Below are 24,496 nucleotides of genomic sequence, written 5' to 3'. Positions count from 1 at the left end.
CCGGCAGTTTTTTTCCATTATACCCACGCCTCCAGCTCAGGCACGCACGCGGCGCAATCCCAGCAAGGTCCAGCCGTACAGGGCCGCCATCAGCAATACCATGGCCGCGCCCAGCGCCGCCGTCCAGCTTTCCGGCAAGCTCCACGCCGGGTCAAGCTTGCCGGCTGCCATGGTGCCGGCCATCGCCACGCAGATGGCGACGATGGGCCAGCCCAGGCGGCGCCGGAACGCGCGCACGATCTCTGCCTGGCCCGTGCGCATGACTTTTGCCGTGACCCAGCCATCGAAGGTATCCGTCACGCCCATGCCCACGGCAAACACCAGACCGGTCAGCAGGGCCGGCTGCATTCCGCCCAGCGCGACGGCCGCATAGCCCCAGGCGGCAGCCTGCAGGGCCGTGTCGAAGACGAGCGCGAACAGCATGCCGACGAGGATGGCGGCGAGCGGCCCCGAAGCACTCCGCAGCGCCCGCGGCAGCAGCCGGCCGCGCACCTCGGCCAGTTGCGCGCCGGCCAGCAAGCTGCGCGCATTCATGGCGGCAATGAGCAGCAGCAAGGCGATGGGCAGCCATTCCAGCCAGCCGAACACGGCCTCCGACGGTGTAAATTGCTGCGACGCCACGGCGGCCACAGCCACGATGGCCAGCACGGTGACGCCATGCCCCAGCGCAAACAGCGCCCCCATCCATGGTGCCCAGCGCGGCGCGGCGGCCTGGCTGCGCAGGGTCAATCCATCGACGGCGGCCAGGTGGTCCGGTTCCAGACCATGGCGCATGCCAAGGAGAAAGATCAGCGCCAGGGCGGGCAAGCCCGCTTCCACGCTCATGCCGGCGCCTCGCTTACGCTGGCCACCACGCAACGGTCCAGGCCCCGGATCAGCATATCCTGCGGCAAGTCGCGGCCGATAAAGATGATCTTGCTGGCGCGCGTCTCGCCGTCGCGCCACGGCGCACCCAGCTCCGAGCCCATCAGCATGTGCACGCCCTGGAACACGGCGCGGCAATCCAGGTCGGCCACGTGCAAAATGCCCTTGTAGCGCATCAGCTGGGTGCCGAACAACTGCACCACGGCGTCGAGGAAATTTTCCACCTGCAGCAGATCGAGGGGCTGGGGCTGGTGGTAGACGAACGATTGCACGCCGTCGCCATGGCGGTGGCCCAGTTCCCCCAAGAAATCCGGCTCCAGCTCGACGATGGCGTTCAAATTAAAGCCGCGAATATTCAGGATGTCGCGCAGCGGCACATTGCCGAAGCTCACTTTCTGTATGCTGGCCCGGCCATTGATGGCGACCAGGCGCTGGCGCAGCGCGGCCAGCTCGTCCTTGCTGACCAGGTCCGTCTTCGACAGCAGGATGCGGTCGGCAAAGCCCACCTGCTCCTGCGCTTCCTTGTGCGCCGTCAATTGCTGCTGCGAATGGCGTGCGTCGACCACCGTCAAAATGGCGTCGAGCATGTAGTACTCGCTGACGGCCGGTTCCGCAAAGAAGGTTTGCGCCACGGGCCCGGGCGCGGCCAGGCCCGTCGTTTCGATGATCACGTGGTCGAAGGCAATGGTTCCCGCCGCGCGCCTGGCCTGCAGTTCACCGAGGATGCGGATCAGATCGCCACGCACGCTGCAGCAGATGCAGCCATTGTTCATTTCCACGATCTGCTCGTCGCTGTCTTGCACCAGCAAGCCATGGTCGATGCTTTCGGCGGCGAATTCGTTTTCGATCACGGCGATGCGCACGCCGTGATCGCCCTGCAATATGCGCTTGAGCAAGGTGGTTTTCCCGCTGCCGAGAAAACCCGTGATGATGGTAACGGGGATCAGTTCTGTCATATTTCTTTCCTTTCGCTGGTTAGTCTTCGAGTTCTTCCATGCGCTGCCATTGGGGGAACGGGTCGGGCAGCTTGCGCCAGGCGGCCATGCCCTGGCGCGTTTCCGTGTAGTTGAGTTGACATTTATTCAAGTCCGCCTCGATGGCGGCCTGGTCCATGTCCTGGCCGATGAAGACAAGCTCCTGGTAGCGGTCGCCATACGTCTCGCTCCAGCCCGCTTTAACGTCCGCCAGCGAGGCCGCATCCGTTGGCCAGCGCTCCTTCGGCACGGACGCCCACCACAGGCCCACGGGTTCGATATTCATCAGCTTGCCCGCGCCGGACAGGCTGGCCACCCATTCGGGACGGCTGGCCAGCCAGAAATAGCCCTTGCTGCGCACCACGCCCTTGATCGGCTGGGCAATGTAGTCGTGCAGGCGCTGCGCATGGAACGGCTCTTTCGCGCGGTAAACAAAGCTGCTGATGCCATAGGTGTCCGTTTCCGGCGTGTGCACGCCTGCCAGCTCCTGGGCCCAGCCCGGCATGGCGGCCGCCTGCTCCAGGTCGAACAGATTCGTGCCCAGGATGGCATCGAGCGGCACGACGGACTGGTTGGTTTCGATGATGCGCGCGCCGGGATTCAGGGCCTTGATGACAGCCAGCACGCGCAGGCGCTCGGCCGCATCGACCATGTCGACCTTGTTAAGGACAATGACATTGGCAAACTCGATCTGTTCCGTGAGCAAGTTTGCCAGCTGGCGGTCGTCGCCCTCGCCCGCGATCTCGCCGCGCTGCTCCAGGCTGTCTTCGCTGTGGAAATCGTTGAGCAGGTTGGCGCAGTCGACGACGGTGACCATGCAGTCGATGCGCGCCACGTCGTTCAGGCTGTCGCCGTGCTCGTCTTCGAAGTCGAAGGTGGCGGCGACGGGCATCGGCTCGCCCACGCCCGTCGATTCGATCAACAGGTAATCGAAGCGGTCTTCCGCGGCCAGGCGCCGCACTTCCAGCAACAGATCGTCGCGCAGGGTGCAGCAGATGCAGCCGTTCGACATTTCCACGAGTTTTTCTTCCGTGCGCGACAGGGCCGCGCCAGCCGCTGCGGCGCCATCCCTGACAAGCGAGGCGTCGATATTGACTTCGCTCATGTCGTTGACGATGACGGCCACGCGCTTGCCCTCGCGGTTGCGCAAGATGTGGTTGAGCAAGGTGGTCTTGCCGGCGCCGAGAAAGCCGGACAGAACGGTGACGGGAAGTTTGCGCTGGGTCATGAGTATCTTTCGGATGGGCAATTGAGGGAGACAATGGACCTTGGATTTTAAATGCAAGTCTATTGCGTTTGAATTATAATGCAGCTCAGTTGCATTTGTGCAGCAATCTTTGCCAGCCTGACTCCCGAAAGAATTCCATGCTCCACCTCGCCTCACTGACCTATGGCTATGATCGAGCCAGCCCCGTGCTCGACATCGCCGACTTCCATTTGCCAGCCGGGCGGCACGCGCTGCTGCTGGGGCCGTCCGGCTCCGGCAAATCGACCTTGTTGCATTTGCTGGCGGGCATCCTGGCGCCCCAGGCGGGCCGCCTCGACGTGGCGGGCACGTCCCTGCCCGGCCTCACACCGCGCCAGCGCGACAGCTGGCGCGGCCGCGTCATCGGCTTGCTGCCCCAGCAACTGGCGCTCGTGCCAAGCTTGAACGTGCTCGATAATGTCTTGCTGCCCGCCTACGCCAGCGGCCAACGGCCCGATCCGGCCCGTGCTGCCAGCCTGCTGGGACAGCTGGGCCTGGCTGGCAAGCTCGATGCCTATCCGTATGCCTTGAGCGGCGGCCAGCGGCAACGGACCGCCATCGCGCGCGCGCTCTTCATGCGCCCGCAACTGATACTGGCGGACGAACCGACGGCCAACCTCGACGACGACGCCTGCGCCGCCGTCGTGCACCTGCTGGCCGGGCAGGCCGCGCAGGCCCGCGCCTCGCTGGTGATTGCCAGCCACGACGCCAGGGTGCTGGCCGCCTTGCCCGATGCGCTCGTGCTGCGCCTGCCAGGTACGCGGGTGACTGCATGAACGCGGCCACCCTGGCCTGGCGCGCCCTGCGCCACAAGCCGCTGGCGTCCAGCCTGAACCTGCTGCTGGTGGCCATCGGCATCGCCATGATGACCTTCATACTCGGCGTATCCAGCCAGCTGGAAGAACACGCCGAACGCGATGCGCAAGGGATCGACCTCGTGGTGGGCGCGAAAGGCTCGCCCTTGCAACTGATCCTGTCGTCCGTGTATCACGCCGATATTCCGACCGGCAACATCCCGGAGAGCGCGCTGGCGGCGCTGGCCGCGCAGCCGCTGGTGCAATCGGCGATCCCGCTTGCGCTGGGCGACAATTTCCACGGTTTTCGCATCGCCGGCAGCACCACGGCGCTGCTCGACCATTACGGCGGGCACCTGGCGCAAGGCAAGTTGTTCACGCAGCCGATGCAAGCCGTGTTCGGCGCCCAGGCGGCCCGCGAAACGGGCGCCACTGTGGGCGCACGCTTTGCCGGCTCGCACGGGCTGGCTTCCGGCGGCGAAGTGCACGACCACGCCCCCTACACGGTGACGGGTATTTTGATGCCCACGGGCACCGTGCTCGACCGATTGATCATCACGCCTGTCGCTTCCGTGTGGCAAGTGCACGAAACGGACCCCGATGAACCGGTGGCGGCCGCACCTGAACGCGAACTGACGGCAGTGCTGGTGCAATACGCTTCGCCCCTGGCCGCCATCAGCCTGCCGCGCTGGGTGAATGGCCAGCCGCGCCTGCAAGCGGCCCAGCCCGCTTTCGAGGCGGCACGGCTGTTCAATTTGCTGGGCGTCGGCATCGATGTGTTGCGGGCAATTGCCGCCGGCGTGCTGCTGGTGGCGGCCCTGTCGCTGTTCGTGGCCCTGTACGGCGCGCTGGAAGAGCGCAAGACTGACCTGGCCATCCTGCGCACCCTGGGCGCCTCGCCCGCCAAACTGCTGCGTTTGCTGCTGGCGCAAGGCTTGCTGCTGTCATTGACGGGCGCGGCGCTGGGCTGGCTGCTGGGCCATGCCGGTGTTGGCTTGCTGGAATCGATGCAGCAACTGAATCTGCAAGCGTGGCGCGTCGCGCCCGGTGAAGCGTGGTTGCCCGTCATCGCCGTGGCGGTCGGCTTGCTGGCCGCCGCCATTCCCGCCGCGCGCGCCTACCGCACCGATATCGCCGCCACCCTGGCGCGCCCCTGAAAGGAAAAAAATGTTGAAAATCATGATCTTGAGCGCGGGACTGCTGCTGGCCGGCTCTGCCTGCGCCGCCCCCGCCGACGAGCCACCGTCGTTTTTCGCTCCGTTGACGGACTTGCCCGGCGTCGTGTCGTGGAAACTGCTGGGCCAGGCCACCACCGTCAAGGCAAAAAAAGGCCGCATGGTGCCGAAATACACGCCGGAAATCAGCGCACTCGACAACACGGACGTGAAAGTGCAAGGTTTCATGATGCCCTTGGAACCGGGCCAAAAGCAGAAACACTTCCTGCTGACAGTCACCTCGGCCAGCTGCCCATTTTGCCTGCCAGCCGGCCCGGAAGGCGTGGTGGAGATCAAAAGCCACACAGCCGTGAAATTCAGCTATGCGCCCTTCATCGTGCAAGGCAAGCTGAAAGTGCTGGCCAGCGACCCCATGGGCCTGTATTACCGCATGACGGATGCCACGGTGGTGCCGCAATGACGCGCTGGCCGGCGCTATTGCTGTTGCTGGCCGGCCAGGCAACTGCCGCACCGCTGTCCTTCGACTTGGCCCGGCTCGATGGCGATGGCCGCCTGAAGCTCGGCCAGTTCCAGGGCCAGGCCGTGGTGCTGAACTTCTGGGCCAGCAACTGCCAGCCTTGCCTCCGGGAACTGCCGATATTGCATGCCCACGCCGCCCGCCAGCCCGGCTTGCCCTTCATCGGCATCGCCATCGACACGCGGGCGGCCGCGCAAGCGTTCCTGCGGCTGCACCCAGCCAGCTATCCCCAAGCCTTGGCCTCGCCCGCCTTGCTGCCCACCTTTGGCAATCAAATCAAGGGCTTGCCGTACACAGTGATTCTGACTTCTCAACATCGAATCTGCACGCGGCGCCTGGGCCCCGTCGATGCGGCCTGGCTGGCCAAGGCCGTGGCCACCTGCGCGTAAGCCTGTATCCATGCGCCATGCACGGCTGTCATCGCCGCGTCACATGGCGGCGTTACAGTCGCGTCCTTTGAATCTTTCCGAGGGCGGTAATGAAAACAAATAGGGTCATGCTGGCGGCGCTGGCAAGTGCGGGTCTCGTTGCTTGCAACGGCAGTTCGAATACGGCGCCGGCCATTCCCGAGGGCACGACGGTCACCGTGGCATTGCTGGAAACCACCGATATCCACTCGAATGTCTTGAGCTATAACTATTATGCGCTGGCCGAAGACACGAGCTTGGGCCTGGAGCGCACGTCGACCCTGATCCAGGCGGCGCGCGCGGAAAATCCGAACAACGTGCTGCTCGACGATGGCGACGTCATCCAGGGCACCTTGCTGGCCGACCTGCAGGCCGTGGCCGCGCCCGTTCCGTGCTCCGGCACCCTGGCCGTGCATAAAGCCATGAACGCGCTGAAATACGACGCGGGCGGCATGGGCAACCATGAATTCAACTACGGCTTGCCTTACCTGAGCCAGATCACCAATACGGATTTCGGCATTCCCGGGGTGGCCAAGCCGACGGGCACGTGCGGCGCGCCCGCCTTCCCGTCCGTGCTGAGCAATGTCGTCGGCGTGTCCAGCGGCAAGCCCATCTTCCAGCCCTACACTGTGCTGCCGCGCGACTTCGCCGCCACGGCGCCCGATGGCAGCAAGCTGACCGTCAAAATCAATGTGGGCGTGCTGAGCTTTGTGCCGCCGCAAATCCTTGAATGGGACCAGAAAGTACTCGCTGGCAAGGTCAGCGTGACGGGCGTGCAGGAAGCGGCAAAACAGTACGTGCCGGAATTGCGCAACAAGGGCGCCGACCTCGTCGTGGCCCTGTCGCATGGCGGCCTGGACACGAGCGCCTACAGCCCGAAGATGGAAAACGGCAGCTATCATTTGACCACCACGGGCATCGACGCGCTGATGATCGGCCACTCGCATCTGATCTTCCCGAAAGGCAAGGAAGTAGGCGCGGCCGCGCTGGACGCCTCGTTTGCCGCTTTCCCCGCCAGCGCCAAGATCGACGCCGTCAACGGTTTCGTCAATGGCGTGCCGACCGTCATGGCGCAAAGCTGGGGCCGCCGCCTGGGCATCATCAAGCTGACGATGGTGTATCAGGGTGGAAAATGGGTGGTGCAGCCGGCCAAGACGACGGTGGAATCGCGCGGCTTCAAGTACACGGATGGCACGACCCTCGTGAAAGCCGACCCGGCCATCGCGCCGCTGGTGGCCAACGAGCACGCGGCCACCATCGCCTACGCCAAGCAGCCGCTGGGCATCAGCACGGATTTCGAGATGTCGGCCTATTTCGCGCTGGTGGGCGACGTGAGCGCCATCCAGCTGGTCAACCAGGCGCAGCTCGACTACGTGAAGAATTTCATCGCCACCAGCACGGACGCCACCTTGTCCAGCTACAAGAATATCCCCGTCATTTCCTGCAGCGCGCCATTCAAGGCGGGCCGCAACGGACCGTCCGACTTCACGGACGTGGCCGCAGGCGCGACGCCGGCCGCACCGGTCGGCTTGCAAGTGCGCAATCCGGGCGACTTGTATTTGTATAGCAATAACAACCTGCAAGCCGTCAAAATCAAGGGCTCGGACTTGAAGGCATGGCTGGAAACGTCGGCCAGGCAATTTGCCCAGATCGACCCAAGCACCACGGCCGAGCAGGACCTGGTGCCCTCGTATGGCACGATCTACAACTATGACGTGTTCTATGCGGAAAACAATGCGCTGACGTACCAGATCGACGTGACGAAAAAGCCGGGCAGCCGCATCGTCAACCTCACGTACAAGGGCGCGCCCGTGGCCGACGGCGATGACTTCATCGTCGCCACCAACGACTACCGCGCCGGTGGCGGCGGCGCCGTGCCTGGCATCGACGGCAGCAAGACCATCATCAAGTCGCCCGATGCGAACCAGGCCGTGGTCAGCAACTACCTGGCGTCGCTCAGCACCAAGGGCGGCAAGGTGAGGTTGGCGGCCAATGGCAGCGCGCGCAGCTGGAGCTTCGTCAAGACGGCCACGGCCGGCCCCGTGATCCTGCGCTCGGCACCGGGCCACCTGGCGCTGGCGCAAGGCAGCGGCATCGCCAACGTGGCGGCCGAAGGCGGCCTCGACGCCAGCGGTTTCGCCAAGTACCGCATCGACCTGAGCAAATAAGGTCCACAGGCCGGGACTGCGGTGGTTCCGGCCTGTCTTGATGAAAGGTGATCAATATGAAACGTGCACTCTCCCTCCCTGCCGTCGTGCTGGCCCCTGTCCTGGCCACTATCCTGGCCGCCTGCCAGTCGTCGCCACCGCCCACGGCGGCCGAAATCGAAGCCGTCGCCATGCATGCGCGCCAGGCGGGCGACCACCAGGCCGAGCGCCGTGTGCGCAGCTGGGCCAGCAAGGACATGCCCGTCGCCGAGCGCGAACTGGCGCTGATTTACCAGCCCCGTCCCGAACGCCGCGCCGATGCCTTGAGCCTGTTCGAACAGGCGGCCCGCGCCGGCGACACGGAAGCGGCATTCGAGCTGGGCCAGATGCTGCGCGCGGCCACGCCCGGCCAGGCCTGGCTGTGGTACCGGCAAGCGGCGCAGCAAGGCCATGCGAAGGGGGCCCTGATGCTGGGCCTGCTGGCGGCAAATGGCGAAGGCGTGCCGCAAGACCCCGTGATCGCCGCGCACTGGCTGGCCAAGTCGAGCGAGCTGGGCAATCCGCATGCCATGTTTTTGCTCTACAACGCCTACCGCGAGGGCCGCGGCGTGCCGCGCGACCTGGCCAAGGGCCATGCGCTGCTGGAAGAAGCGGCCCACCACGAATACCCGCCCGCCATCCAGGAACTGGCCATGACGGTGCAAGCGGACGACGCGCTGCGCGCCAGCCACCTGATGAAGGAAGCGACGGAGCACCGGCATAACAACTGGAACAAGTTTTAAAAACTGGGCAAAAGGCCAGTGGCGTGATCGAAGCCTGACTTTATATACTTGCAACTTGCAAGCGTGCGGGAGCGACAGCTATTCAGCGCTTATGATGCAAGGACGCCGGCTGAGCTTGCTCGGGCGGCGTGGCAAACCATCCCGCACAAAAAAGTTTACACTGGTTTGCATTTTAGAAATTTTACTCTGGACCAGCCCCGGTGAGTGTTCATTCAACCCAGCCAGTGTTTGAGTAGCGCCGGTGCGTCCATTGCTCTGCCTAGCCATGAAAGAAAGAGTCCAATGAAAAAGCTGACCACCGCCTTTGGCGCGCCTGTTCCCGACAACCAGAACATCCAGACGGCCGGTCCACGCGGCCCCGCCCTGCTGCAAGATGTGTGGTTCCTGGAAAAGCTGGCCCACTTCGACCGCGAAGTCATCCCCGAGCGCCGCATGCATGCCAAAGGTTCCGGCGCGCACGGCACGTTTACCGTCACGCATGACATCACGCGCTACACGCGGGCAAAAATCTTTGGCGAAGTGGGCAAGAAAACGCCGATGTTCGCGCGCTTTTCCACGGTGGCCGGCGAACGGGGCGCGGCGGACGCGGAACGCGACATCCGCGGCTTCGCCCTGAAGTTCTACACGGAAGAAGGCAACTGGGACCTGGTCGGCAACAATACGCCCGTCTTCTTCATGCGCGACCCCTTGAAATTTCCCGATCTGAATCACGCCATCAAGCGCGACCCGCGCACGGGCTTGCGCAGCGCCAACAGCAACTGGGATTTCTGGACTTCGCTGCCCGAAGCCTTGCACCAGGTCACGGTGGTGATGAGCGACCGTGGCTTGCCGCGCAGCTTCCGCCACATGCATGGCTTCGGCAGTCACACTTTCAGCTTCCTGAATGCGCAAAACGAGCGTTTCTGGGTCAAGTTCACCTTCAAGACCCAGCAAGGGATTCAAAACCTGACGGATGCCGAAGCTGAAGAACTGGTCGGCAAGGACCGCGAAAGCTCGCACCGCGACCTGTACGAGAGCATCGAAAACAAGGATTTCCCCCGCTGGACCCTGTACGTGCAGATCATGCCAGAAAAAGAGGCAGGCACGTATCACCTCAACCCGTTCGACCTGTCGAAAGTGTGGCCGCACGGCGACTATCCACTGATCGAAGTGGGCGTGCTGGAACTGAACCGCAATGCCGACAACCACTTCGCGGAAGTGGAACAGGCAGCCTTCAACCCGGCCAACGTGGTGCCCGGCATCAGCTTTTCGCCGGACAAGATGTTGCAAGGCCGCTTATTCTCGTATGGCGACGCGCAGCGCTACCGCCTCGGCGTCAATCACAGCCATATCCCCGTCAATGCGCCGAAATGCCCGTTCCACAGCTACCACCGCGACGGCCAGATGCGCGTCGACGGCAATATGGGCGGCACCCTGGGCTATGAACCGAACAGCGAGCAGGAATGGGCAGAGCAGCCCGATTTCCGCGAGCCGCCATTGAGCATCGAAGGCGCGGCCGACCACTGGAACCACCGGGTCGACGAGGATTACTATTCGCAGCCGCGCGCCCTGTTCCGCCTGATGACCGCGGCGCAGCAGCAAGCCTTGTTCGACAACACGGCGCGCGCCATCTCGGGCGCCTCGGAGCAGGTCAAGCAACGCCACATCGGCAACTGCACCCTGTGCGACCCCGCCTATGGCGCGGGCGTGGCCGAAGCGATCGGCCGCCTGAGCAAATAAGCCAGGCTCAAACTAGGTAAGGCAGGCTCAAACACTGCATGGAAGGCCTGGCAACAGGCCTTCCTCCGCAGCGATCCGCGGCATGGCGGCCAAGCTGCCGGGCCCGCCCGCCTACCAGCGCTGGATATCGATCTGGCCCGTGATGCTCGTTTCCACCGGATAGCCTTCGACCTGCGATGGCACGCGCCGCTTGACGGACGAGTCGCGCAGATACACGACGAGTGCATCCTTGCCCACGGCCGTCTGCCCCAAACTGACGCCTTCCACGCCGTCGATGGCCATCAGCGCCCGCTCGTTACGACGCTTCGCCGCTTCCAGGCGGCCCGGTGGCGCGGCAGGCGCATATTGCCCCATGCCCTGTCCAGTAGCCTCATCCGGCAAATACGGCATGGCAGCGTCCTCGAAGACGCCATGAGGCGATTGTGCGAATTTACTGTTTGACATGACACACCCTCCTGATGCCATCCATGATACACCCGGCCATCGGGCGTCGCCGCACCCTTCGCCGGGCACAACCATGCGTGGCTGCGGCCCCTCATACCATCATCATCGTGCAAAAAACAACGTTATACAAGGACGAGGCGGCGCGGCGCCAACGCCACGCCGTGTCCTCGCGGCGTTCAGGTGTACAAATTGATGTCGAGCGCCACCACCACCCGCCGCATCTGGTTGGCAAACGTAATATTGCCGCCGCCGGCAAACAGCAGGCCGACGGGATTGCGCTGCTGGTTCCAGGTCCAGATGGACGAACCGGAATCGCCGCCCGCGCTGAACGCCCCGCTCACGCCCGTGATGGCGATCTGATCCTGGAACAACGCGATCCTGCCGCCGCCGTAATTGACGTTGATGGTGGCGCCCAGGCCCGTGATGCGGCCCTGCGTCAATTGCGTCGTGCGGCCGGACTTGCCGACCATCATGCCCAACGCGGGCGCCACCAGCGCATTGCTGATGCGGAAGTACGCGGGCACGCCACCGCTCAGGTAGACCAGTTCGGGACGCACGCGGTCTGGCCAGGCCCAGCCCGTGGCGCAATCGACAAAATTGACGCCGCCACTGAAATTGATGGGCACGAAGCGCTCGAGCACGGCCACCTGGTCTTGCGGACAGCGGCCGCCGTCGATGGGGCCAGGCTGCACGATGCAGTCGTTAAAGACGCCGCCGTTGGAATTGGCCAGCACGTGATTGTTGCTAAGGATCATCAAGCGGCTGTTGCGCGGCGCGCTGCGCCCCACGGCCAGGCAGCCGATGGTGCCGGCCGTGATGCGGAAATGCCCGACCGACACGCCGCCCGGCGCCGGGCGCAAGCGGAAACGATGCGGTTGCGCATCGATCACGCCCGTGACGACGATGTTGACGGGCACCCTGTCGCTGGACACGGCGCGCACGCCCATGGCGCCCACGATGGCGGCCTTGGCGCGGTCCACGGAAGTGGGCTCGGCCACGTACAGGGTCAGGGCTGGCAAGCCCGGTTCGCCGGACGAGCTGTCGCTGGCGCCCTCGCCCAGGCCGATGGACACGCCCTGGATATTGCCGCCGTCGCTGAAGGCATCGGCCGCGCGCACGCCGCCCACCTGGGAGATGGACTGGCGCATGCCGTCTTCGATGCTGCGCTTGATTTCCAGCAATTCCATGCTGACACCGCTCAAGGCGTCGGGCACGTCCGAGACGGACGCGCTCTCGATCGTATTGTCGTCTTCGCCGGGGGCGGAAAATTGGCCGACGGCCTCTTCATCGTCCGCGCTTTGTCCCCTGCCGCTGCCGCCTGGCGGGGCGCTGAAACCATTCTCATTGCCTATCATCATGTTCTCCTCGTGGGTCGTCGCAAGACCAGTGTGGACGGGCCGCGCGGGCCGGTATTGATCTGGATTGAACCGCGCCGACACATGGCTGGCCTATCCCGACGGCGGCAGCGAGGATAAAAATAGTTCCATCGTCAAGGTTGAGCGAGATCAGGCGTGCGGCCAGAGGCGACGCCGTATACTTGACTGGCAGGCTGGAACTGGGCCTGCTTCACGGCAGCAACGGTATGGATGGGGGAACAATGACGAGCCCTGGTATGACACGCCAACCCGACGACGCGCCTGCGGACCAGCATGCCGATTTTGTGCACGGTATGGCGGCCTGGGCGGAAAAACACCGCATCAGTCCCTGGCGCGGCAGTTTTGCCGACTTCATCGAGCAAATCCTGCCCGGCCGCGCAGCTCTGCTGACACGCAGCGCGCACCAGTACCTGTGGGACATGATGCGCTGGAACGGCCAGACGGACGATGCCGGGCGCTTCCGCTGCCGTCTGTTCGACGACGAGCTGTTCGGCATTGACGAAGCGATCGACCGGGTCGCCGCCTACTTCAAGGCAGCGGCCGCCGGCTCCGAAGTGGGCCGGCGCATGCTGCTGTTGCTGGGGCCGCCATCGGGCGGCAAGTCGACCATGGTGATCCTGCTCAAGCGGGGGCTGGAAGAGTACAGCCACAGCAGCGAAGGCGCACTGTACGGCATCGCCGGCTGTCCCGTGCACGAATCGCCGCTGCATCTGGTGCCGCACAGCATGCGCGCCGACTTTCGCGCCAGCTATGATGCCGAGCTGCACGGCGAACTGTGTCCCCATTGCCGCGCCCGCCTGGAAGAACAGTACGCGGGCGACTTCCTGCGCATGCCCGTCGAGCGCATCCACCTGTCCGAGGCGGGCCGCTGCGGCATCGGCACCTATGCGCCGCACGATCCCACCACGGCCGACCTGGCCGACCTGGTGGGTTCCGTCGACCTGTCGAAAGTGGCGCAGTACGGCGACGAAGGCGACCCGCGCGCCTGGTCGTGGTCAGGCGCCGTGTATGCGGCCAGCCGTGGCATGCTGGAAATGATCGAGATCCTCAAGGTCAAGCGGGAATTCCTCTATCTACTACTGACCCTGACACAGGAAAAGAATGTCAAGGTGTCGCGCTTTCCCCTGATTTACCTCGATGAAACCATCCTCGCGCACACGAATCTGGCCGAATTTCGCAAATTCCTGCAAGAAAGCGAAAACGAGGCCTTGCTCGACCGCATGGTCATCGTGCAAGTGCCGTATACGCTCAACTACCGCGAAGAGGCGCGCATCTACCGCAAGCTGATCCAGTCAGCCGCGCCCGCTTTCCGCGACGTGCACCTCGATCCGCACGTGCTGCATGCGGCAGCCGTGTTTGCCATCCTCAGCCGCTTGCCGGAGGGCGACGACAAGGAAGCCGAGCTGGTCAAGAAACTGCGCGTGTACGCGGACGAAGACGTCGACGACTTGCAGCATGCCGATATCCGCCGCCTGCGCGAGCGCGACAAGGCGCCCGACGAGGGCCTGTCAGGGGTGTCGCCCCGTTTCGTCATCAATGCCCTGTCGCACGCCATCATTTCCGCCCAGCGCAACAGCCTGTCCACCATGGACGTGCTGCTGGCCCTGAAGGATGGCATCGAAAGCGATGCGCGCATCGAACCGCGGCGCAAGCGCCAGTGGGTCGATTACCTGGTGCTCACGCGCAAGGATTTCTATAACCGCTGGGTCAAGGCCGACGTGCACAAGGCCCTGTTCGTGTCGTTCGAGCAGGAAGCGCAAGACTTGCTGAACAAATATCTCGATGAAGTCGAAGCCATGCTCGACAACCGCCAGATCCGCGATCCCATCACCAGCGAAGAGCGCCGTCCCGACGAGCGCTTCCTGCGCGCCGTGGAAGAAAAAATCCACATCAGCGACTCGGGCAAGCAATCTTTCCGACAAGAAGTGGTACGCAAGGCCATGAGCGCCTTCAAACGGGGCGAAGCGTTTGGCCTGGGCAGCCATGCGCAATTGCACGACGCCATCCAGCAATATCTGTTCGAGCAGCGGCGCGACGTGCTGCGGCTGGTGGGCTCGGCCAAGCGCCCCGACGACGACGTGCGGGCCAGGATCTCCGCCGTCGAACAGCGCCTGGTCGACGAATATGGCTATGACGCCCACAGTGCGCGCGAAGCGCTCAATTACGTGACCACCTTGCTGGCGCAGGAATAGCCATGTCCGCCACGACCTCGCCAGGCAGCGGCAAGCAGGATGGTCCAGCGGGATCATCCGCTCCGGCCCTGGCCCAGCCCTGGTACGGGCTATTTTCGCGCGGTGCGCGCGACTGGCTGCGCCACAATCAGAAAGTGCGCGACGCCGTGCAGGCGCACTTGCCCGAACTGATTGCCACGCCCGACCTGATCGGCGGGCCGCAGCAGCGCACGGTGCAAGTGCCCATGCGCCTGCTCGAACATGCGCATTTCCGTCTGGCGCCCGCGCGCAACAGCGTGGGCGCGGGCCAGGGTGACGGCCAGCCCGGCGACATCCTGCGCGCATCACGCCCCGCCACCACAGGCGAAGCGGGGGAGCAAGGCGAAGGCGGCGATGGCGAAGGGGCAGTGCGCCTGCTGCTCGAGTTTGCCATCGACGACATACTCGACTGGCTGTGGGACGCCTTCGAGCTGCCGCACCTGAAACCGCGCCACCTGGGGCCGATCGACGACGTACGGCTCGTGCGTAGCGGCCTGGACCGTCATGGCGCCCGTTCGCGCCTGGACCGCCGGCGCACCGTCAAGGAAGCGATCAAGCGGCGCGCCCTGCAAGCCCAGCCAGTCCCCTTCACCAATGATGACTTGCGCTATCGCCAGGTGGTGCAACAGCCCCGGCCCAGCACGAATGCCGTCGTGTTTTTCGTGCTGGACGTGTCGGCCAGCATGGCGCAGACCGAGCGCAAGCTGGCCAAATCCTTCTTTTTCTTTGCCTTGCAGGGCTTGCGCCGCAGGTATGCGCGCGTGGAAACGCGCTTTATCGCGCATACGACGCGGGCCTGGGAGTTTTCCGAAGCCCAGTTCTTCCAGGTCAACGGCATGGGCGGCACCATGGCTTCCACCGCCTTTCGCCTGAGCCGGGACCTGCTGCAGGAACACTACGCGCCGGGCCGCTACAACGCCTATCTGTTCTATGCCTCCGATGGCGAGAATTTCAGCGAAGACCGGGGAGCGGCCAGCCTGGCCCTAGGCGAACTGGCCGCCTTGCTCAACTATATGGGCTATATGGAAACCGTGCCCGGCGTGCCGCGCAGCCTGGAAACGGAAATGCACAGCTTATTTGCCGAGCAGGAACGGCGCGGCTTGCCCTTGCATAGCAGTATCCTCAGCAGGAATGACGATATCTGGGCGGCCATCCGCACCTTTTTCCAGCACGAGGCGGCCGATACGGAGGAAACCGCATGACGCCTGATACAGTCAACCTGGACGGCTACGCAGCACGCATCGAAGCGCTGGCGCGGCAACAGGGGCTGGAGTTTGCTCCCGTCGAGTTCGAGATGGTGCCGGACAGTTTCATGGCCGAGATCGCCATCTACGGCTTGCCCGTGCGCATGCGCCACTGGTCGTTCGGCGTGCGCTACATCCACCAGCTCGTGCATCAAAAGATGGGTAATTCGCATATATTCGAAGTCATGTTCCCTGGCGACCCTTGCCATGCCTATATGGCCGAACATAATTCCGTGGCGGAAAACACCCTCGTCACAGCCCACGTGCTGGGCCATGCCGACTTTGCCAGCCGTAATGCGCTGTTCCTGCGTTTCGGCGCCATGGCGGGCCAGCACATCCTGGAGCAAAGCGCGGCGCGGGCGCAGCGTCTCGAAATGGCGCTGCAACGCCACGGGCAGGAGCAGGTGGAAGCCGTGCTCGATGCGGCACTGGCGCTGGAACAGCATGTGGACATCCATGCCGAGCTGCACCGCCCGTCCTATGCCGCGCCATCCGGGCCAGCGAGCTTGGCGGGCACGCCAGACGGGACCAGCGCGAACGATCCTTTCGCGCGGCGCTACCGGCGCTTGCCCGGCGAAGCGGCCGCGCTGGCGGCGCATGAGGCGGACCGGGCACGCGTGACGCAGCGCCCGCTCGTGCCGCCGCAGCCCGAATACGATCTACTCTGGTTCATTGCGCAACATGGGCCGGAGCTGGCCGACTGGGAGCGTGACATTTTCCTGGCCGTGCGCGAAGAGTCGTTTTACTTCTATCCCGTGTATGCCTGCCAGATCATGAACGAAGGCTGGGCCTCGTACTGGCATGCGCGGCTGCTGCGCGAAGCCGACTTCCTGCCGCCGACCCTTTATCTTTCCGCCATCAAGTCGCACTCGGACGTGGTGCGCCCCTACGCGGGCCAGCACCAGCAGGCGCTGGCCGTCAATCCTTATCACCTGGGCTTTTGCATGTGGGAACACATCATCGAACGCGAAGGACTGGCGCGGGCGCGCCAGATTTGCCGCGACGACGATGACTGCAGTTTCATACGCAACTATCTGGACGGGGAACTGGCTGATCGCCTGGGCCTGTTCGTGCATGAAAGCCGGCTCGACGGCGAAACGCGGATGGCCAGCCGCGACTTGCTGGCCATCCGCGAAGCCATCCTGGCGCCCAAATACAACTATGGCGCGCCGTGCATCGCCGTCACCCTGCTCAACGACGACGGCAGCCTGGTCCTGCGCCACGATCACCAGCGCGATGGCCGCGGCCTCGACCTGGAGCGGGCGGAACATGTGCTGGCCTACATCGCCCGTGTCTGGCGCCGCCCCGTCACCCTGCATACGGCCGATTTTCGCGGCACGCCGCGGGTTCTGCGCAGCAAGGCCGACGGCGTGCCCGAGCCTCCCGCATCGCCTGCACCGACGGCGCCACCCGTGCGGCGTTGAGTGGAGAATCTTCCATAACCCTTGCACAGAATTTACGCAGGCCGCCTGCGTGCGCACCGCAGCGGGCGGCCTGCCAGCACCTCGCGCATGGCCAGCGGTATATCGCACGCCTGGCGCGTTTGTATCTCGCTCACGCCTGAGGCGCTAGTACTTACGCCGGTCCAGTGCATATTGCGCGTCAGGCTGACTTGTACCTTACGCCCGGCCAGCCTGCGCCACGTACCAGGCGATGGTTTGCCGCAAGCCTTGCGCCAGGTTGTGCGTGGGGACATAGCCGAGCAGGCGGGCCGCCTTGGCGATGTCCGCCTGCGAATGGCGCACGTCGCCGGCGCGGAACTCGCCATATTGCGGCGCCAGCGGCACGTGCTGCGGGCGGGCGGCCAGCAGCATCTGCTGCATGGTGGCGTGCAACTGGGTCAGGCTCGTGCGGGCATTGACGGCCACGTTGTAGACCTGATTGACGGCCGCCGGATCGGTGCCGGTGGCGGCGAGGATATTGGCTTGCACGGCATTGTGCACGAAGCAGAAGTCGCGACTGGTGGCGCCGTCGCCGTGGATGTGCACGGCCTGGTTGTCCAGCATGGCGGCAATCCAGCGGGGAATGACGGCCGCGTAGGCGCCCAGAGGGTCCTGGCGCGGACCGAAGACATTAAAATAGCGCAGCCCCACCGTCTGCATGGCGTAGCAACGTGCGTACACCTGCGCATACAGTTCGTTGACATATTTACTCAAGGCATACGGCGACAATGGCGCGCCGATGTGCTGTTCCACTTTCGGCAAGGCCGGATGGTCGCCATACGTGGCGCTCGAGGCCGCATACACGAAGCGCCGCACGCCCGCGGCGCGCGCGGCGGCCAACATGTTCAGGAAGCCGCTGACATTGACGGCGTGGCACAGCAGCGGGTCGTCCAGCGAACGCGAGACGGAACCGAGCGCCGCCTGGTGCAGCACAAAATCGACGGCGGCATCGGTGACGGGGCCGCCCGCATCGGCACGGCCGCGCCCGACCAAGCCGAGGCCGTCGCTGCCGATGCCACCGGTAGCGCCTGCTTCACCGCCTGCCTCACCGCCGCCAATGCTGGCGGCCTGCGCCGACGCGCCGCACGCGCGCGCACACGCCTGCGGATCGCGGATATCGCCTTCGATGAAGGTGAAGCGCCGCCACGCCTGCTCGCCCACGCTGGCGCGCACCTGTTCCAGGTTGTGGCGGTGGCCCGTCATGAAATTGTCGAGCCCACGCACTTCCTGCCCCAGGTTCAGCAGGGTTTCCAGCAGGTGCGAGCCGATGAAGCCGGCCACGCCCGTCACCAGCCAGCGCCGAGGTTCCTTGGCCAGTTGCGCGCAGGCTTGCGCGTACGCGCCGGCAGCGGAAGCGCCTCGCGCCGCGGTTGCGGCATGATCGAAAGTATCGGCCGCCATCACAGCCGCCACACGTGCAAGCCGCCATCCTCCAGCGGACGGGGGTCGAAATGCGATTTGATGTCGATGAAGCAGCCGTTTTCCAGCACCTTGGCCTGGAAGTCGGCCAGCGGGCGGGCCAGCAGGGCTTGGTGCGAGACGGCGCTGATGATGGCCTCGGCCTGCGGCAGCTGCTCCCAGCTTTCCAGCAATAAACCGTATTCTTCCAGCGCTTCGCGGCCATCGGCGACGGGGTCGTGCACGTGCACCTGCACGCCGTACGACTGCAGTTCGTGGATCATGTCGACCACTTTCGAGTTGCGCAGGTCCGGGCAATTTTCCTTGAACGTCAGGCCCAGCACGTTGACGTGCGAACCTTTCAATTTGAAGCCGGCCCGCACCATTTCCTTGATGGTCTTTTCCGCCACGAACTTGGCCATGCCATCGTTGATGCGGCGCCCGGCCAGGATCACGTGCGGGTGGTAGCCCAGCATTTCCGCCTTGTGCGTCAAATAATAGGGGTCGACGCCGATGCAGTGCCCGCCCACCAGACCGGGCCGGAACGGCAGGAAATTCCATTTCGTGCCGGCCGCCTGCAGCACTTCCAGGGTGTCGATGCCGATGCGGTCGAAGATGATGGCCAGTTCGTTCATCAGCGCGATGTTCAGGTCGCGCTGCGTGTTTTCGATCACCTTGGCCGCCTCGGCCACCTTGATGCTCGACGCCCGGTGCACGCCGGCCTCGACCACGCCTTCGTACAGGGCGGCCACCTTGTCGAGGGTGGCGTCGTCGTCGCCCGAGACCACCTTGCGGATGCTGTGCAGGGTATGGTCCTTGTCGCCGGGGTTGATGCGCTCGGGTGAAAAGCCCACATGAAAGTCTTCCTTCCAGCGCAGGCCCGAATGCTGCTCGAGGATGGGGATGCAGATTTCCTCGGTCGCGCCCGGATACACGGTGGACTCGTAGATGACGATGGCGCCGCGCCGCATGTGGCGGCCGACGGCCGCGCTGGCGCCGGCCAGGGCCGAGAAATCGGGATTGTGTGCGCTGTCGACGGGCGTGGGCACGGCCACGACGATGAAATCGGCCAGTTGCAGCTCGGCCGGGTCGCAGCCGACGCTCAGCCATTGCGCCGCGCGCAGCTGTTCCGTGCTGACTTCGCCCGTGGGATCGACATGGCTGCGGTAGCTTTCCACCTTGCGCGCCGACAAATCAAAGCCGATCGTGCGCTGGCGCATGCCGAACGCCACGGCCAGTTGCAAGCCCACGTAACCGAGCCCCACCACGGCCACCACGCCGCCCTTGCCAATCACATTGCTCTTCACATTGCTATTCACCTTGCTGTCCATATGCCTGTGCTCCGAATGGTTGCGGCCTGCGCATCGCCGTCCGGGAAATTCTACGGTTGTCGGTTTGGCCATTCTTGAGCGGGAACAAGAAACACGGGGCGGCGGCCAGCATGCGCGCGGACAATCGGCCGCTTGTTGAGCGCAATCAATGAGAGCGGCGGCCATCTTTTTAAGCTAGGCCATGTCCGTCGCCCATCGCGAATCGGCTCATCGTCCACGCACGCCGCTACCGGAGACTTCCATGGCCCGTTCCCTGCCCCGCCCTTTCCCCAGCCTGCCGGCCGCCGCGCTGTGCTGCACCCTGCTGCTGCCCCTGCTGACGGCTTGCCACGGCACGCAGAGCAGCGAGACTCTGCTGGCCGACGCGCAGCAGTACCGGCAGAAAGGCGAAGCGCGGGCCGCCATCATCCAGTTGAAGAACCTGCTGCAAAAGGAACCGGACAACGCGGCCGCGCGCTTGCTGCTGGGCAGCATCTATATCGACACGGGCGAAGCGCTATCGGCCGAGAAAGAATTGCGCAAGGCAAAGTCGCTGGGTCTCGCATCGCAGCAAGTGATGCCACTGCTGGGCAAGTCCTGGCTGATGCTGGGCCAATTCGACAAGGTGCTGGCCGAAATCGCCAACGATGCGGCGCAGCCCGCCAGCGTGCTGGCCCTGCGCGGCGACGCCCTGCTGGCCCTGGGGCGCCAGGACGAGGCGCGCGCCCTGTACTCGCGCTTGTTGGAAGCCCATCCCGACCAGGTCGAGGCCTTGCTGGGCTTGGCGCGCCTGTCGGCGCTCGACCACCAGGTGCCGGCGGCCGAGCTGCTGCTGGCGCAAGCCTTGAAAAGCGCACCCGCCAACCTCGACGCCTTGCGCCTGCAGGGCGACCTGCTGCGCCTGCAAGGCAAGAACGCGGCGGCGCGGCTGGCCTACATGCAGATTCTCAAGATAAAACCGGACAATACCCAGGCGCATATCGACCTGGCCAACCTCGACATCGTGGAAAACCGCTACGCGGAAGCGGGTGCGCAACTGGCCACGGCGCGCAAGACGGCGCCCAACAGCCTGGGCCTGCTGCAAGCCCAGGCGCTGCTCGATTTTCGCCAAGGCAAGAACAAGGCGGCCTTGCAAGCCTTGCAACTGGTGCTCAAGGCGGCGCCCGACCACATGCCGTCCATCCTGCTCGCCGGCGCCGTGCAGCTGGCGCTCGGCTCGCCGCCCCAGGCGGAAAACTATTTGCGGCGCTTCCTGGCCGTGTATCCCAGGCATCTGTATGCCGTCAAGATGATGGCCTCGATCGAATTGATGCGTGGCAAGACCGACGCCGCCATCGAGTTGCTGCAACCGATGCTGGCCGCCTTCCCGGAAGATGTGGAATTGCTGTCGCTGGCCGGCGAAGCCCACTTGCGCGCGCGCCGCTACGACAAGGCGACGGCGTATTTCGAACAGGCCAGCACCTTGGCGCCGGACACGGCCAGACTGCACGCGGCGCTGGGCATCAGCCGCCTGGGCATGGGCGAAAACAGCCGCGCCATCAATGAACTGGAGCGCGCCAGCATGCTCGACAAGAGCACGCCGCAAGCGGGCACCATGCTGGTGATGACCTTGCTGCGCAACAAGCAGAACGACAAGGCCCTGGCCAGCGTCAAGATGATGGAAGAACAGCAGAAAGGCACGAATCCCTTGCTGCTGAACCTGAAAGGCGGTGTCTACCTGGCCCTGCGCGACTTGCCTGCCGCGCGCGCCAGTTTCGAGCAAGCATTGAGCATGGACCCCGTGTATTTACCCGCCTTGAACAATCTGGCGCAGATCGACCTGGCCGAGAAAAAGCCGGAGCAGGCGAAACAGCGTTTCGAAAAGGCGCTGACGAAGGCGCCGAAAAATGCCGACCTGGGCGCGGCGCTGGCCAAGCTGGCCGCGTCGCAAGGCAAGACGGACGAGGCGCGGCGCTGGCTGGAGCGGGCCCACCGCGACAATCCCGACGCCGTTGCGCCGGCCCTGCTGCTGAGTAATTTTTACCTGAAGACGGGCGCGCCCGACAAGGCGCTGGAACTGGCGCGCACCTTGCAGACGGGCCATCCGGGCGACGCCGATGCGCTGGCCCTACGTGCCCAGGTGGAGTACAGCGCGGGCCAGGCGCCGGCCGCGCTCGACAGCTACAATAAGCTGGCCAGCATACAGACCACATCCGCGCCCTTGCAGATGCGCATCGCCAGCCTGCACCTGGCGCTGGGCGACCACCATAATGCGCTGCAAGCCGTCAAGCGGGCGCAAGTGCTTGACCCGACCCTGCTCGAAGCGCACGTGGTCGAAGTGGCCATGCTGCTGACCCTGAACCGGCAGCGCGAGGCGCTGGCCGTGGCGCGGCAAGTGCAGGAGCAGCAGCCGAAACTAGCGGCCGGCTACAAGCTCGAGGGCGACGTGCTGATGGAGCAAAAGCAGCCGCAGCAAGCTGTCAAGCTGTACCAGCACGCCTTCGGCATCAGCCCCATCGGCCCCTTGCAGGTGCAGCTGTACCGCGCCTTGCAGGCGGCCGGGCAAGAGCGCGAAGCCGATGCGCGCATGGCCACCTGGCTGAAGGAGCATCCGGAAGACTTGCCGACGCGCACCTACTTGGCGGGCACCCGGCTGGCGGCCAAGCAATACCGCGCCGCTATCGAGCACTTCCAGTATGTTGTTGCCAAGGACACGGACAACGTGGTGGCGCTGAACGACCTGGCCTGGGCGTATCAGCAGGAAAAAGATCCGCGTGCGCAGGCCACTGCCGAGCAGGCCCTCAAGCTGTCGCCCGACAATCCCGCCGTGCTCGACACCCTGGGCTGGATCGTGCTGCAGCAAGGCGACGTCAAGCGCGCCACGGTCCTGCTGCGCAAGGCGGCGACGCTGGCGCCGAAGTCGCCCGAAGTACAGTACCACCTGGGCGCGGCCCTGGCGAAATCGGGCGACAAGGGCGGCGCGCGCAAGCAGCTGGAACAACTGCTGGCCGCCAACAAGGACTTTCCGCAACGGGCCGAGGCGCAAGCCTTGCTGACCCAGCTGTAGGTCATGGCTGTGCACGCTGCCATGCCCGGCCTGGCAGCGCGGCCGCTGGCCCTGCTGGCGGGCGCGGGCTGCGTGCTGGCCTTGCGCCACTATCCGCTGGGTCACGGCTGGCCCGGCCTGCTGTTTGCCGCTCTGCTGCCCGCGTATTTCCTGCTGCTGTGCTGGCGTCCCGCCAGCTGGCTGTTTTGCGTGCCCGCCCTGCTGCCCGTGCTGGACCTGGCACCGTGGACGGGCTGGTTCTTCCTCGAAGAAATCGACGTGCTGCTGTTGCTGACGGTAGCTTGCGGCTATTGGCGCCTGGGCGGAACGGCCCAAGCGGCAGCGGCGCGGCTCTCGCCCGCCGCCCGCGCCTGTTTGCTGCTGTGCAGCCTGGCCTGGCTGGCGGCGCTGCTGCGCGGCGTCCTGCCGCTGGCGCCCCTCGACTTGAATGCCTGGGATAACTACCTGAGCCCCTACAACAGCTTGCGGCTGGGCAAGGCCTGGGCCTGGAGCATGCTGCTGTTGCCGCTGCTGCTGCGCGACGCGGACCCTTCCGCCCTGCGCCGCTACGCGCTGCCGGGCATGCTGGCCGGGCTGGCCATGGTGTCGCTGTTCGCGCTATGGGAACGGGCCGTGTTTCCCGGCCTGTCGAACTTGTCCAGCGACTACCGCATCACGGCGCCGTTTTCCGCCATGCACACGGGCGGCGCCGCGCTGGACGGTTACCTGGCCCTGAGCCTGCCGTTTGCCGCACTGTGGCTGGCGCGCGCCGGCAGCCGCTGGCAGGCGGCGCTGGCCATGTTGCTGCTGGCCCTGGCCCTGCACGCGGCGTTCACGACCTTTTCACGGGGCCTGTACGCGGCCCTGGCGGCGGCCATGCTGCTGGGATTCTGGCAAACCCTGCGGACGGCGCCCGGCGCGGCAAGGCAGCCGCTCGGCCAGCCGTCCATGCGCAAACTCTTGTTGAGGCTGCTGCTGGCCGGCCTGGGCACCATCCTGCTCGTGTACATGTTCAGCCTGGCCGGCTACCGGGGCTTGCTCGCCGCCGTCGTCCTGCTTGCGGCCAGCTTCGTGCTGGCGGCCCGACCGTTGCCGTGGCGCCTGGCGCCGGCCAGCCTGCTATGCGCGCTGTGTCTGCAGGGTTTGCTGGCCGCCTGGTGGCCGGAAGGGGCAGGCCAGCAAACGGCCGGCTGGCTGAAAGGCCCGTATTTCCTGTTCCTGCTGGCGGCCGTGCTGCTGGCGGGTGCAATGTGGCCGGGCGGCAAGGCTGGTAATGGAACGGCCAGGCTGGGCCTGGCGATGATGGCGTGGACCATGCTGGCGTGCAATCTCGCCTGGATAGGCTGGCACTGGGCCGGACCGCGGGCCCTGCTGCCGGCCGGATTGGTCGTGCTGCTGGCCATGCTGATGCTGTGCAACGGA

General features: G+C 65.0%; 18 protein-coding genes and 1 pseudogene. 12 read left to right on the top strand and 7 right to left on the bottom strand.

What is annotated here, in order from left to right; genetic code table 11:
* Nucleotides 1-36: 36 nt before the first annotated feature.
* Genes VM94_RS21215 through zigA form a run of 3 tightly spaced genes read right to left on the bottom strand, consistent with a single transcriptional unit; the run spans nt 37 to nt 3,066 of the window.
* The gene (locus VM94_RS21215; protein WP_052755862.1) at nt 37-825 is read right to left on the bottom strand and encodes a HoxN/HupN/NixA family nickel/cobalt transporter; all 789 of its coding nucleotides are present in this window, start codon (nt 823-825) and stop codon (nt 37-39) included.
* Entirely contained in the window at nt 822-1,820 is a 999-nt protein-coding gene (locus VM94_RS21210; RefSeq protein ID WP_046685216.1) for a CobW family GTP-binding protein, read from the bottom strand. Before VM94_RS21210 ends, VM94_RS21215 begins: the two co-directional genes overlap by 4 nt.
* 19 nt (nt 1,821-1,839) lie before the next feature.
* The gene (gene zigA, locus VM94_RS21205; RefSeq protein WP_046685215.1) at nt 1,840-3,066 is read right to left on the bottom strand and encodes a zinc metallochaperone GTPase ZigA; all 1,227 of its coding nucleotides are present in this window, start codon (nt 3,064-3,066) and stop codon (nt 1,840-1,842) included.
* A 137-nt stretch (nt 3,067-3,203) separates the two neighbouring features.
* Here zigA and VM94_RS21200 point away from each other — a divergent pair, with 137 nt between their 5' ends.
* From VM94_RS21200 to VM94_RS21170, 7 genes are all read left to right on the top strand, one after another.
* On the top strand, nt 3,204-3,860 hold the full coding sequence (locus VM94_RS21200; protein ID WP_046685214.1) for an ABC transporter ATP-binding protein: 657 nt from the start codon (nt 3,204-3,206) through the stop codon (nt 3,858-3,860).
* Nucleotides 3,857-5,035, top strand: a complete 1,179-nt coding sequence (locus VM94_RS21195; protein WP_046685213.1) for an FtsX-like permease family protein — start codon at nt 3,857-3,859, stop codon at nt 5,033-5,035. The genes VM94_RS21200 and VM94_RS21195 overlap by 4 nt, the downstream gene beginning before the upstream one ends.
* Before the next feature lie 10 nt (nt 5,036-5,045).
* Complete coding sequence (locus VM94_RS21190) at nt 5,046-5,513, top strand: DUF3299 domain-containing protein (protein WP_052755861.1); 468 nt, start codon at nt 5,046-5,048, stop codon at nt 5,511-5,513.
* Nucleotides 5,510-5,959, top strand: coding sequence for a TlpA family protein disulfide reductase (locus VM94_RS21185; protein ID WP_046685212.1), 450 nt, complete (start codon nt 5,510-5,512; stop codon nt 5,957-5,959). The genes VM94_RS21190 and VM94_RS21185 overlap by 4 nt, the downstream gene beginning before the upstream one ends.
* 89 nt (nt 5,960-6,048) lie before the next feature.
* On the top strand, nt 6,049-8,145 hold the full coding sequence (locus VM94_RS21180; protein ID WP_046685211.1) for a bifunctional 2',3'-cyclic-nucleotide 2'-phosphodiesterase/3'-nucleotidase: 2,097 nt from the start codon (nt 6,049-6,051) through the stop codon (nt 8,143-8,145).
* 56 nt (nt 8,146-8,201) lie between these two features.
* The gene (locus tag VM94_RS21175; protein WP_046685589.1) at nt 8,202-8,906 is read left to right on the top strand and encodes a tetratricopeptide repeat protein; all 705 of its coding nucleotides are present in this window, start codon (nt 8,202-8,204) and stop codon (nt 8,904-8,906) included.
* A 282-nt stretch (nt 8,907-9,188) separates the two neighbouring features.
* On the top strand, nt 9,189-10,625 hold the full coding sequence (locus VM94_RS21170; RefSeq protein ID WP_046685210.1) for a catalase: 1,437 nt from the start codon (nt 9,189-9,191) through the stop codon (nt 10,623-10,625).
* Nucleotides 10,626-10,736: 111 nt separating this feature from the next.
* On the opposite strand, the gene VM94_RS21165 is transcribed toward VM94_RS21170, so the two are convergent.
* A complete protein-coding gene (locus VM94_RS21165) occupies nt 10,737-11,069 on the bottom strand; it encodes a hypothetical protein (RefSeq protein ID WP_138829080.1) in 333 nt (110 codons plus the stop codon).
* A gap of 176 nt (nt 11,070-11,245) precedes the next feature.
* Entirely contained in the window at nt 11,246-12,427 is a 1,182-nt protein-coding gene (locus tag VM94_RS21160; RefSeq protein ID WP_235432974.1) for a S1 family peptidase, read from the bottom strand.
* Between the two features lie 254 nt (nt 12,428-12,681).
* On the opposite strand from VM94_RS21160, the gene VM94_RS21155 reads away from it, so the two are divergent.
* From VM94_RS21155 to VM94_RS21145, 3 genes are read left to right on the top strand one after another with little or no spacing between them, the layout of a single operon-like run.
* Entirely contained in the window at nt 12,682-14,637 is a 1,956-nt protein-coding gene (locus tag VM94_RS21155) for a prkA protein (protein WP_052755860.1), read from the top strand.
* A 2-nt stretch (nt 14,638-14,639) separates the two neighbouring features.
* On the top strand, nt 14,640-15,857 hold the full coding sequence (locus tag VM94_RS21150; protein ID WP_082127831.1) for a DUF444 family protein: 1,218 nt from the start codon (nt 14,640-14,642) through the stop codon (nt 15,855-15,857).
* Nucleotides 15,854-17,323: a SpoVR family protein gene (locus VM94_RS21145; RefSeq protein WP_046685207.1), complete on the top strand. Its 1,470-nt coding sequence runs from the start codon at nt 15,854-15,856 to the stop codon at nt 17,321-17,323. Before VM94_RS21150 ends, VM94_RS21145 begins: the two co-directional genes overlap by 4 nt.
* Nucleotides 17,324-17,518: 195 nt before the next feature.
* Here VM94_RS21145 and VM94_RS21140 read toward each other — a convergent pair whose 3' ends face one another.
* Nucleotides 17,519-18,742 carry an SDR family oxidoreductase gene (locus tag VM94_RS21140; protein ID WP_046685206.1) on the bottom strand — a complete coding sequence of 408 codons (1,224 nt, stop codon included), beginning with the start codon at nt 18,740-18,742 and terminating at the stop codon, nt 17,519-17,521.
* Nucleotides 18,742-20,058 carry a nucleotide sugar dehydrogenase gene (locus tag VM94_RS21135; protein WP_260687157.1) on the bottom strand — a complete coding sequence of 439 codons (1,317 nt, stop codon included), beginning with the start codon at nt 20,056-20,058 and terminating at the stop codon, nt 18,742-18,744. The genes VM94_RS21140 and VM94_RS21135 overlap by 1 nt, the downstream gene beginning before the upstream one ends.
* Nucleotides 20,059-20,311: 253 nt before the next feature.
* Between VM94_RS21135 and prsT the strand changes: the two genes are divergently transcribed.
* Together prsT and VM94_RS21125 are read left to right on the top strand one after the other, a co-directional pair.
* Entirely contained in the window at nt 20,312-23,095 is a 2,784-nt protein-coding gene (prsT, locus tag VM94_RS21130; RefSeq protein WP_046685204.1) for an XrtA/PEP-CTERM system TPR-repeat protein PrsT, read from the top strand.
* Nucleotides 23,096-23,098: 3 nt separating this feature from the next.
* Nucleotides 23,099-24,496, top strand: a pseudogene (locus tag VM94_RS21125) (hypothetical protein); the annotation flags it as partial.

The sequence above is a fragment of the Janthinobacterium sp. KBS0711 genome (assembly GCF_000988085.1).
In the GTDB taxonomy this organism is placed as follows: domain Bacteria; phylum Pseudomonadota; class Gammaproteobacteria; order Burkholderiales; family Burkholderiaceae_D; genus Janthinobacterium; species Janthinobacterium lividum_E.
Note: the sequence above shows the minus strand (reverse complement) of the source record. Positions and strands in the feature narration are given on the sequence as shown.

Bases quoted from the DNA above. Each gene is read 5' to 3' on its own strand.
- zigA (WP_046685215.1), bottom strand. From the start codon at position 3,066: ATGACCCAGCGCAAACTTCCCGTCACCGTTCTGTCCGGCTTTCTCGGC.
- VM94_RS21195 (WP_046685213.1), top strand. From the start codon at position 3,857: ATGAACGCGGCCACCCTGGCCTGGCGCGCCCTGCGCCACAAGCCGCTG.
- VM94_RS21215 (WP_052755862.1), bottom strand. From the start codon at position 825: ATGAGCGTGGAAGCGGGCTTGCCCGCCCTGGCGCTGATCTTTCTCCTT.
- VM94_RS21160 (WP_235432974.1), bottom strand. From the start codon at position 12,427: ATGATGATAGGCAATGAGAATGGTTTCAGCGCCCCGCCAGGCGGCAGC.
- VM94_RS21180 (WP_046685211.1), top strand. From the start codon at position 6,049: ATGAAAACAAATAGGGTCATGCTGGCGGCGCTGGCAAGTGCGGGTCTC.
- VM94_RS21190 (WP_052755861.1), top strand. From the start codon at position 5,046: ATGTTGAAAATCATGATCTTGAGCGCGGGACTGCTGCTGGCCGGCTCT.
- prsT (WP_046685204.1), top strand. From the start codon at position 20,312: ATGGCCCGTTCCCTGCCCCGCCCTTTCCCCAGCCTGCCGGCCGCCGCG.
- VM94_RS21175 (WP_046685589.1), top strand. From the start codon at position 8,202: ATGAAACGTGCACTCTCCCTCCCTGCCGTCGTGCTGGCCCCTGTCCTG.
- VM94_RS21155 (WP_052755860.1), top strand. From the start codon at position 12,682: ATGACACGCCAACCCGACGACGCGCCTGCGGACCAGCATGCCGATTTT.
- VM94_RS21170 (WP_046685210.1), top strand. From the start codon at position 9,189: ATGAAAAAGCTGACCACCGCCTTTGGCGCGCCTGTTCCCGACAACCAG.
- VM94_RS21140 (WP_046685206.1), bottom strand. From the start codon at position 18,742: ATGGCGGCCGATACTTTCGATCATGCCGCAACCGCGGCGCGAGGCGCT.
- VM94_RS21210 (WP_046685216.1), bottom strand. From the start codon at position 1,820: ATGACAGAACTGATCCCCGTTACCATCATCACGGGTTTTCTCGGCAGC.
- VM94_RS21150 (WP_082127831.1), top strand. From the start codon at position 14,640: ATGTCCGCCACGACCTCGCCAGGCAGCGGCAAGCAGGATGGTCCAGCG.
- VM94_RS21145 (WP_046685207.1), top strand. From the start codon at position 15,854: ATGACGCCTGATACAGTCAACCTGGACGGCTACGCAGCACGCATCGAA.
- VM94_RS21200 (WP_046685214.1), top strand. From the start codon at position 3,204: ATGCTCCACCTCGCCTCACTGACCTATGGCTATGATCGAGCCAGCCCC.
- VM94_RS21165 (WP_138829080.1), bottom strand. From the start codon at position 11,069: ATGTCAAACAGTAAATTCGCACAATCGCCTCATGGCGTCTTCGAGGAC.
- VM94_RS21185 (WP_046685212.1), top strand. From the start codon at position 5,510: ATGACGCGCTGGCCGGCGCTATTGCTGTTGCTGGCCGGCCAGGCAACT.